The organism is Nocardia anocheti, from assembly GCF_029675105.1.
Taxonomy (GTDB): domain Bacteria; phylum Actinomycetota; class Actinomycetes; order Mycobacteriales; family Mycobacteriaceae; genus Nocardia.
The window spans coordinates 14,980-24,975 of the sequence record NZ_JAQQFV010000008.1; the positions used below are offsets into that span (position 1 = coordinate 14,980).

Consider the following 9,996-nt stretch of genomic DNA (forward strand, 5'->3'; position numbering starts at 1 on the left):
GGTCACTGCCACATTCGTCTCATCGCCAACATGGCCGCGTCGTCGTCGCCGAGGATCTCCGTCGCGCCGATGCGGCGGTCGAGATCGCCCGCGAGCGCGCGCAGGGTGTTGGTGAAAGCGGTTTCGATGATCTCGGCGTCGCCCGCGTCGAAGCAGTCCTCGGCGTAGAACACGACCACCTGCCACGGTTCGCCCGGGAACAGCAGATCCGCGGGGAAGACCATGACCATCAGCGCGTTGTCGGTGGCTCCGCGCCCGGCGAAGTCCACCAGGTCGAGCTCGCGGGCACCGAGCAGGCGGACCAGCTCGTCGCGGCCGGACGGGTAGGACTGGAACACGAACATGCTGTCGAAGAGCTTGCGCGCGCCCGTGGCCTTGTTGGCTGTGGTGAGGCGCAGCTGGTGGTGCTCGAGCAGTGCCATCCGCCGCCGCTGCGTCTCGGTGACGGTCTCGCGCCAAGTGCGGCCCGCGTCGAGGTCGATGGCGACGGGCACGGTGTTGACGAAGCAGCCGATGGCGGTGTCGACGTCGTCGAGGTCGGCCGGACGACCCGAGACCACCTCGCCGAAGACCGCCGACTCCTCGCCGGTGACCCAGCGCAGCACACTGCCCCAGGCGAGCTGGCACAGCGCGCTGAAGGTGGTGCCCAGTTCGGCGGCGCGCTCGGTGAGCGCGTCGGCCAGCTCCGGCTCGATCGGGAACCGGTGCTGCACCGGCACTTCCGAGCCGCCGGTGGCGCGGTCGGGGGCGACCAGGCAGGGGCGCACGTCGGCCAGGTACTCGGTCCAGGCGGCTTCGGTGGCGGCCTCGGTGGCGCGGGTGTGGCGCAGGAACTCCGCGAAAGTGCCGGGGTCGCCGAGGGGTTCGGTGCCGTTGTCGGCGTAGTCGGCGAAGATCTCGCGCGGCAGCAGCTGACCGGACCAGCCGTCGGTGAGGATGTGGTGCGAGGCGAGCACCAGCATGTGCTGGTCCTCGGGCAGGTGCACCACCGTGGCGCGCATGAGTGGGCCGCGCGCGAGGTCGAAGGGCTTCGCCTGGTCGGCGTCGAGGAAACTCTCGAGTTCGTCGGCGGCCAAGGCGATCTCGTCGACCTGGAAGTCCATCCGCTCGGCCACGATCGCGTAGGGCTGGCCGGACTGCGAGACCGACACCGCGATGCGCAGGTTCGGGTAGCGGTTGAACACGGTGTTCAGCGAGTCGGTCAGCCGGGTGACGTCGAGTGCGCCGCGCACGGTGATGGTGGTCTGCACGGTGTAGGCGTCACGGCCCGCGGTGCTCAGGGCGGTGAAGTAGAGCCCGGCCTGGAGCGGGGCCAGCGGGTAGACGTCGGCGAATCGGCCGTACTGCTTCTGCCAGCGGTCCAGGTCGAGCTGGGAGACCTCGCTGGCCAGCACATCGCTGGGGGTGAGGCGGGCCCGCGGGTCCTCCCGGACCGTCTTGGCCAGCTCGCGCAGGGCGGCCGTCCACAGCGCCGCGAACTCGCCGACCTCGGCGTCGCCGAGCACACCGGTCGGATAGCGGAACGAGGCGCGCAGGGCGGGCTGTTCGCCGGTCTCGACCAGGGCGACGGTATTGATGTCGAGCACGGCCGGGGCGGGCATGGCGGGGTCGGCGTGGCCGCCGAGGTAGCCGAATTCCGGTGCGGCGTCCCAGGTGCTGGCGTCCTGGGCGCTCGCCAGGGCGAAGCGGCCCATGTAGTTGAAGCTGATCTGCGGTGCGGCAGTGCTTTCCAGCGCGGCACGGGTATCCGGGTTCAGCCAGCGCAGCAGCCCCCAGGCGATACCGCCGTCGGGCACCGCGAGCACCTGCTCCTTCACGGCTTGCACCGCGCGGACCATCTCGGGCTCGAATTCCGCACGGCCGCCGCTGATGTCGAGTGCCATCGGGTAGGCGGTGGTGAACCAGCCGACCGTGTTGGCCAGGTCGGCACCGGCGAACAGGTCGTCGACGCGGCCATGGCGTTCCATGGTGACCGACAGGGTGGCGTCGTCGCGACCGCGATCGCGGCGGAAGCGGTGGGCGGCCACGGCCAGGGCGGCGACCTGGATGTCGAGGAAGTCGCAGCGGAAGGCTTGGGCGGCGGTGGTCATGAGGAACTGGGTGTCGTCGGCATCCAGTTCGGCGGTGACCTCGGCGACCGTCGCCACCGTGTCGAGGGCGGGGTCGTAGGCACGCGCGCCCAGCAGCGGGTCGGCGGCTTCGGCCACGGCCTGCCAGGTGGGCAGGGTCGCGGTGATCTCCGGAGACTGCGCGAGGGCGGCGAGGTTGGTGTTCCACGCCTGCACGGAGGTGCCCGCCGTGTCGAGATCGGCGGCGCCGTCCCAGTATTGGCGTAGGTCGTCGTGCAGGATGCGCCAGGAGACGCCGTCGACCACGAGATGGTGGGCGACCAGCAGCAGGCGTCCGGCGGAGTTGTCGTCGGTGCGTAGCCAGACCGCGCCGACCATCCGGCCCGTGGCGGGGTCCAAGGATTCGGCGATGTCCCGCAGTAGCCGCTGGAGCAGATCGCCCGCGGAGGTGACCCATTCGGCCCGCGGGACCAGCACTTCGGCCACCGCTGGGTACCCGATGGCGGTGACGTCGTCCGAATCACCCTGCTGAACAGCAGTATCCGAGTCGACGTACCCGGACTCGACCACGCGGCCGACATTGACACCCGCGCGGCCGACGGCACCCGCACCGGTGACGGCGGCGCGGCGCACAGGTGTGCCGGGGTCCGCTGCCGTCGACGCGCCTCCCGCACTGGTGAGCAGGGGCTGGCCGGACTCCGGCACGAGGTATCCCAGCACACCATCACTGTTCGGCGCCAGGGACGCGCGCAGCAGGGAGTGGCGGTCGATGAGGTGGTGGACAGCGGCGGTGATGCGGTCGAGGGTGGCGTCGGCGGGGGTGACCACGGCGGTGGCCTGGGAGTAGGCGTTGTAGTCCGACGAGCCGGTGGTGAGCAGGGTGGCGATGGGCTGCAAGGGAATCCATCCGGTGCCGTCGCCGGATTCGATGAGCGTCGGGCCCGCCGCCTCGTCGAGGGGGGTGGTCGCGGCGGCGATGGCGGCGACGGTGCGGGCCTCGAACAGGGTGCTGGTGGTGATGAGCAGGCCGCGCTTCTTCAACGCCGAGGCCATGCGGATGGCGCTGATGGAGTCGCCGCCCAGGGCGAGGAAGTCGTCGTCGGCGGCCAGGGCGTTGTCGATACCGAGAACCTGCCGGATGACGTCGGCGACAGCGGTCTCCGCGTCACCGCGCAGCGCGCGACCGTTGCCGGACTCACCGCCGAGATCGGGCTGCGGCAGCGCCTTGCGGTCGAGCTTGCCATTGGCGGTGAGCGGCAGTTCCGTCAGCCGGACCAGGGCGGACGGGATCATGTAGTCGGGCAGCAGCTGCGAGAGCTGAGCGCGGATGACACCGGCGTGTTCCTCGGCGTTACCGCTGGCCAGTGCCGATTCGGGCTCGGCCACGTAGTAGGCCACCAGCACGGATTCGGCGCCGCGCGGCACGGCGACGGCGACCGCCGCGGCGATGCCGGGCACCTGCCGCAGCACGGTGCCGACTTCGCCGAGTTCGATACGGTGGCCGCGAATCTTGACCTGGTCGTCGACGCGGCCCAGGTATTCCAAGCTGCCGCTGGGGTGCCAGCGCACGATGTCGCCGGTGCGGTACATGCGCGCGCCGGGCTCGTCGGCGAAGGGGCAGGCCACGAAGGTACCCGCGCTCAGACCGGGGCGACGGTGGTAGCCCTGGGCGAGCTGGATGCCGCCGAGGTAGAGCTCGCCGGTGACCCCGGTGGGCACCCGGCGCAGCTGCTCGTCGAGCACGTGCACATCGGAGTTCCACTCCGGCAGGCCGATCAGCGCCGAGCGGAAGGCCGCCGGGTCGGCCAGCGCGCCGGAGAAGTCCTCGTGGGTGATGTCCATGGCGCCCTCGGTGGGGCCGTACAGGCCGAGCACCGTGCCACCGAAGACCCGGCTGGCCTCCTCCACCAGCGGCGGCGGGACGGCCTCGCCACCGAGGTAGACGAAGCGCATGGACCGCAACCGCGCCGGGTCGGGCCCGGCATCGAGGAAGGCGCGCACCACGCTGGGCACCAGCGAGATCTGGGTGATCCGGTGCCGTTCGATGATGGCGGCCAGCGCCTCCACATCGGCCTGCCACCATTCCGGCGGCGGCAGCACCGTCGCCGAGCCCGTGCACAGCGCGTTGACCAGCTCGAACACCGACACATCGAAGCCGATGGGTGCCTTCTGGAGAATGCGTTCGGCCGTCTCCGGCACGGTCTGCCCGAGCTTGCCTCGCGTGCCGACGGGGTCGGGCAGCTCACCGCTCGCGTCGGCGCTGCCACCGAAGCCGAGGAAATCGCGCATCCACTGCACGTGGTTGGCCACGGCCCGGTGGTTGATCACCACGCCCTTGGGGCGGCCGGTGGTGCCGGAGGTGTAGAGCAGGTAGGCGGCGTCGAGGGGGTGAATCGGGCGGGCGGGCGCGATCGCGGAATCGTCGAAAGCGGCCAGCGCGGAACGGGTCTCGTCGGTGTGCACGTCGATCACCGGGACCGGCAGTGTGCCGAGATCGCGGTCGCGCTCCCCCGTCACCGCGCGCACCAGCAGGGCGGGCTCGGCGTCGGCGAGCATGAATTCGATGCGGTCGGCGGGGTAGCTGGGGTCCACCGGCACGTAGACCGCGCCCGCGCGCAGCACGGCGGCGAACAGCACCGGCAGGTGCTCGCTGCGCTCGGCGAAGATCCCCACCCGGTCACCGGATCGGACACCGCGCGCGAGGAGCAGGCGCGCGAATCTGTTGACGCGGGAATCGAATTCGGCGTAGTCGAGCTCGATATCGCCGAAGACCACGGCGGTGCGCTCGGGGTAGGTGGCCGCGGAGTGGCGGATCATGGCGTCGACGGTGTCGCGCTGGACGCGTACCCGGCCGCCGCGCGACCAGGTGTCCAGGGCCGCGCGGTCGCGCGCGGAGAGCGTGAGCAGCTCGGTGAGCGGGCGCGGCGCGGTGGCGGCGGCGAGGACCTGGTCGATGTACTCGTGTAGGCGCACGATGGTCGACTCGTCGAAAAGGTCGGTGCGGTAGGTGATCTGGACGTCGACGCGGTCGGCGTGCATGAACGCCTCGACCGCGATGGGCAGCAGCGAGGCGCCGTGGTCGGCGAGCTGCCAGGTGGTGCGCGCGCCGGGCAGCTGGGGGCCGTCGATCTTCTGGTGCAGGAACAGCACCATGGTGTCGAACAGGCGCGAGCCGATATTGCCGGTGGCCTTGTTCACCGCGCGCACCACGGCCTCGGCCGGGAAGTGCTTGTGCCGGAAGGCTTCCGTGGTGACGGCGCGCACGTGCTCGACCAGGTCGGCGAAGGTGTCGACCTGCCCGGTGAAGCGCAGCGGCAGCATATTGCTGAGGTTGCCGATCAGCTGGTCCATGCCGGACTCTTCGCGATTGGCGACGGTGGTACCGACCACGATGTCGGACTGGCCGGTGAGCTGACGCAGCGCCACGTAGTAGGCGGCCAGGAACACCTGGAACGGGGTCACCCGCAGCTGGGCCGACAGCGCGCGCAGGTTCGCGTCGGCCTCGGTGCCCAGCAACCGGTCCAGCCGCACCCCCGCCTCGGAGACCACGGCGGGCCTGCGGTTGTAGGGCAGCGCGAGTTCGGGGACCTCACCGTCGAACTGTCCGGCCCAGAACTGTTCGGTGGCACTGTGATCGGTCTCGGCGAAGCGGTCCTGTTCCCATTCGGCGAAGTCGGCGACCTGCAGGGCCAGCGGTTCGGCGGTGATCTCACCGGTGAGCGCCTGGCTGTAGAAGCGCTCCACATCGCGCGAGAGCGCGGGCAGGGTCATGCCGTCCCAGGCGATGTGCTGGATGACCAGCACCACCACCATGGTGGTGGCGTCCAGGCGCACGAAGCTCAGCCGCAGCGAGGACTCGGCCGACAGGTCGAAGGTGTCGTGCGCGGCCGCCGCGACCAGCTCGGCCAGCGCGGCGTCGGCCTCGGGACGCGGACGGTCGGTGAAGTCCAGCTCGGTGATCCGGGGCGGCAGCTCGTCGTGGACGCGCTGGTAGGGGTTGCCCTGGTCGTCGTTGTGGTAGGTGGTGCGCAGTACCTCGTGGCGGCGCGGCAGCGCGGTGAAGGCGCGGCGCAGGGCGGTGTCGTCGACGTGACCGGTGAAGGTCAGCGCCAGGCACAGGTTGTAGGCGCTGCTGTCGGGCGAGATCTGCTGGTGTGCCCAGACATACCGCTGACCGAAGGAGAGGGCGGCGCGAGCGGGGTCCCGGCGCCGGGCCACCTCGGGGGTGGTGTCCAGGCCCTCCTGCGCAAGGCGGGCACGCATTGCGGCTTGCAGGTCTTCCAGGGATCGCATCTCGGTCTAACCAATCTTCGTACTGCGGTGGTTCGGTACAAGCGGTGCCCGTGGGCAGGTGCTCAGCGAGTGAGTACCGGTTCCGGCAGGTCGATCTCGGCCAGTTCGCACAGGATGCGCGCCACCTGGAGCAGGCGGGCGGGCACGGGTTCGGCGGCGAGCAGGCCCTCGGCGATGCGGCGGACGGTGCGGCCGTCGAGCACCGCGGCCACGCCGAAACCGTCGACGGCGAGCAGGCCGCGCACCTTGGCGGTGAGGGTGGTGGCCAGGATGGAGTTGCCGCCGACATCGAAGAAGTCGGTCTCCACGCCGATCCGGTCGGTGTCGAGCACCTGGGCGGCGATATAGGCCAGCGCGGCCTCGAGTTCGTTGGCCGGGGCGACGTAGGCGCTCACCGCGTCACCGTCGGCGGCCAGGCGCTTGCGGATGGCGGCACGGTCGAGTTTGCCGTTGGTGGTCAACGGGATGCGATCGAGGACTTCCAGCGCGTCGGGAATCATGTACGGCGGCAGGGCTTCGCTCAGCCGCTCCAGCACCGTCGCCGCGGTGAGCGAACCGGCGGTGAGTCCCGGACCCGAATCCGCGGCCTCGGCTCCAACAGCGGTGGTGACGGCGGCGGCGAGGCGGCCGGAGTCGGTGATCAGGGCGACGGCCTCGGTGATCTCGGGCAGGGCGGTGAGCGCGGACTCGATCTCACCGAGTTCCACGCGGTAGCCCCGGATCTTCACCTGGTGATCGGCGCGGCCCAGGAAGTCGACGGTGCCGTCGGGCAGGTAGCGGGCCAGGTCGCCGGTGCGGTACCAGCGCACGCCGTCGCGCTCGACGAAGCGGTCGGCGGTGCGTTCCGGGTCGCCCCGGTAGCCGTCGGCCACGCTCGCGCCGCCGATCCACAGTTCACCGAGCACCCAGTCCGGGCAGTCCTCGCCGCGCTGATTCACCACGCGCAGCGCCACATTGGCCAGCGGGGTGCCGTAGGGGACGTTGTCCCATTCGGCGGGGAAGTCGTCGGTGACCTCGCAGACGGTGGAGTGGATGGCCGTCTCGGTGGTGCCGCCGAGGCCCACGAAGCGCAGGCCGGGCACCAGCGCGCGCAGCCGCTGGGCGAGGTCGGTGCGGACCCGGTCGCCGCCGGTGAGCACCAGGCGCACGGTGCGCAGCTGCTCGGCGGTGCCCAGTTCGAGCAGCATGGTGATCAGGCCGGGCGCGGCGTTCACCACGGTGACACCGGTCTCGGCGATCAGCTCGGACCAGGCTTGCGCGTCGCGCTCGGTCTCGGTGTCCACGCAGACCAGCGCGCCGCCCCGGGCCAGCGGGGAGAAGATGTCGTAGACCGACAGGTCGAAGCCCAGCGCCGACAGGCCGATCGCGCTGTCGTGCTCGCCGACGCCGAACCGGGTGTCGATGGCGTCGATGGTGTTGGCGGCGGCGCGATGACTCACCTCCACGCCCTTGGGTTCACCGGTGGAACCGGAGGTGAACAGGACGTAGGCGAGGTCGTCGGGGGCGCCGACGACGGGGGCGGCCAGCGCGGGACCGGCCAGTGCGTCGGTCAGCTCGACGGCGCGCACCTCGCCGGGCAGGGCGGCGTCGGACTGCTCGGTGACCGTGGAGAGGCCGTCCACCAGCGCGACGCGCACATTCCCGCGCGCCAGAATGCGGTCGCGGCGGGCGGCGGGCTGGTCGGTGGCGATGGGCAGGTAGGTGGCACCGGCGGCGAGGATGCCGAGCACTGCGGGGATCTGGCGGTGGCCCTTCGGCACGATCACGGCGACCGTATCGCCCTGACGCACACCGGCTTCGGCGAGAGCGTGGGCGACCGACAGCGCCTGAGCGGCGAGTTCGCCGTAGCTGGCCGAACCACCGGCACGCCAGCGCAGCGCGGTGCGGTCGGGGCGCTGCGCGGCGCGCGCGAAGAAGGCGGCGTGCAGGGTGCGCGCGCCCAGATCGGCGGCGGTGTTGTTGGCTTCGGCGCGCACGGCGAGCTGGGCTGCGGGCAGGTCGATGGTGAGGTCGGCGGACCAGTCGGCGTCGGCCGCGACGAGCCGGTCCACGATGCGCCGGAACTCGGCGAACATGGCCTCGGCCACGCCTGTGGGCAGCGCGTCGCGACGGATGTCCCAGTTCACCAGCAGGCCACCGCCGAGCTCGGCGACCTGGGCGTCGATATCGACCTGCGGGCCCTGCGAGATGATCCACACCGGCTCACCGAACACCCGGGTGACCCGCTCGGAGAACAGCTCCCCGAGGTCGAGGCCGGAGGTGAACACCACCGACGGGGTCACCGGTCCGCCGCGCAGTTTGCCCAGGTCGCGCAGCACATCCAGACCCTCGTAGGCGGAATGCTCGGCGCAGGTGTGCAGTTCGCGCTGCAACCGCTTGGCGCGGGCCACGGTGGACTCGCGCTCGCTCGCGTCGACCTCGACCAGCACGGAGTTGGTGAAGTCGCCGACCACCTGGTCGATGTCGTCGTGCAGTTGCTCGCGCGCGAACAGCGGGAGGTTGAGCAGGAAGCGCTGCTTGGCCGACCAGCGCGCGAGGGCCTCCCCGAAGACGGTGGCCAGCGCGACCGCCGGGGTGACACCGTTGCGGTGCGCGTTGCGGTGCAGCGCGGCCTTGCTCTCGGCGTCGAACCAGTGGTGCAGGCGGATGCTGCGCGCGGCGTCGGCGCGCTCGTTCTCGGGCACGACCGGCAGCGACGGGATGTCGGGCAGGTCGGTGATCTTGTCGGCCCACCAGGCGGCGTCGGCGCTGTTGTCGGCGGCGTTGGCCGCCTTGGCCGCGAGATACTGGCGGAAGGTGACGCCCAGCGCGGGCAGGGTGTCACCGCCGTCGGCCTCGTAGAGGCTGGCCAGGTCGTCGAGGATGCGGCGGTAACTCTGGGCGTCGGCGGCGACCATGTCGACGTCGAGGTGCAGGCGGTGGCGGCCCTCGGCCAGGGTGCTCACCGCGATGTCGACGACCTGTCCGGCGCCGACATCCATGCGCTGGTGGCTCTTGTCCTGCCGGATGCGCTCGAGTACCTCGGCGGCGTCGGCGCGGGCGCTGAGATCGACGCTGGCGAACACCGGGACCAGCGGCTGGGGCAGGACGCGCTGGGTGCCGCTGTCCAAAAACTGGGCGCGCAGCATGTCGTGGCGGCGCAGCAGCGCGTCGACCGCGCGCCGCAACCGCTCGGGCTCGAGCCCAGCACCGTCGAATTCGACGTAGAGGTGCGCGGCCACGCCACCGAGCGCCTGGCCCTGCCGCCGCCCGACCCAGTAGGCGTGCTGCATGGTGGCGAGCTCGAATTCCTCACCGACCACATCGGGCGCCACAGTCACGGCGGGCGCGGGTTCGGCGGCCCCACCCGCGGCGGCCAGCAGCTCGACCCAGGCATTGATGGTGGGCCGCAGCGCGAGGCTGGAGCTGCGCAGGTCGTAACCCTGCTTACGCCACTTGGCGGACAGGTGCATGAGCTTCATGGAGTGCATGCCCAGGCCGACCAGGTCGTCGTCGAAGCCGATGCTGTCGGGGGCGATGCCGAGATCTGCCGCCACGAGCTCGCGAACTTCCGCCTTGCCGAACATCTGACTCCTCAATCAACCAGAACCGTCCCCCCGGGGACACAAGGCAAGCCTTGCCTAACCTTGCTGGC

The 9,996-nt window shown here is 71.2% G+C and carries 2 protein-coding genes; both read right to left on the minus strand.

Annotation, left to right across the window (positions count from 1 at the left end; genetic code table 11):
- Window positions 1-2: 2 nt before the first annotated feature.
- Window positions 3-6,362 (minus strand): non-ribosomal peptide synthetase, encoded by a 6,360-nt coding sequence (locus QC180_RS21255; protein ID WP_278264556.1) that lies wholly within the window; start codon window positions 6,360-6,362, stop codon window positions 3-5.
- 62 nt (window positions 6,363-6,424) lie between these two features.
- Window positions 6,425-9,928 carry an amino acid adenylation domain-containing protein gene (locus QC180_RS21260; RefSeq protein ID WP_278264557.1) on the minus strand — a complete coding sequence of 1,168 codons (3,504 nt, stop codon included), beginning with the start codon at window positions 9,926-9,928 and terminating at the stop codon, window positions 6,425-6,427.
- Window positions 9,929-9,996 lie beyond the last annotated feature (68 nt).

Excerpts from the sequence above, each read along its gene's own strand:
- QC180_RS21255 (WP_278264556.1), bottom strand. The coding sequence starts at position 6,362 with ATGCGATCCCTGGAAGACCTGCAAGCCGCAATGCGTGCCCGCCTTGCG.
- QC180_RS21260 (WP_278264557.1), bottom strand. The coding sequence starts at position 9,928 with ATGTTCGGCAAGGCGGAAGTTCGCGAGCTCGTGGCGGCAGATCTCGGC.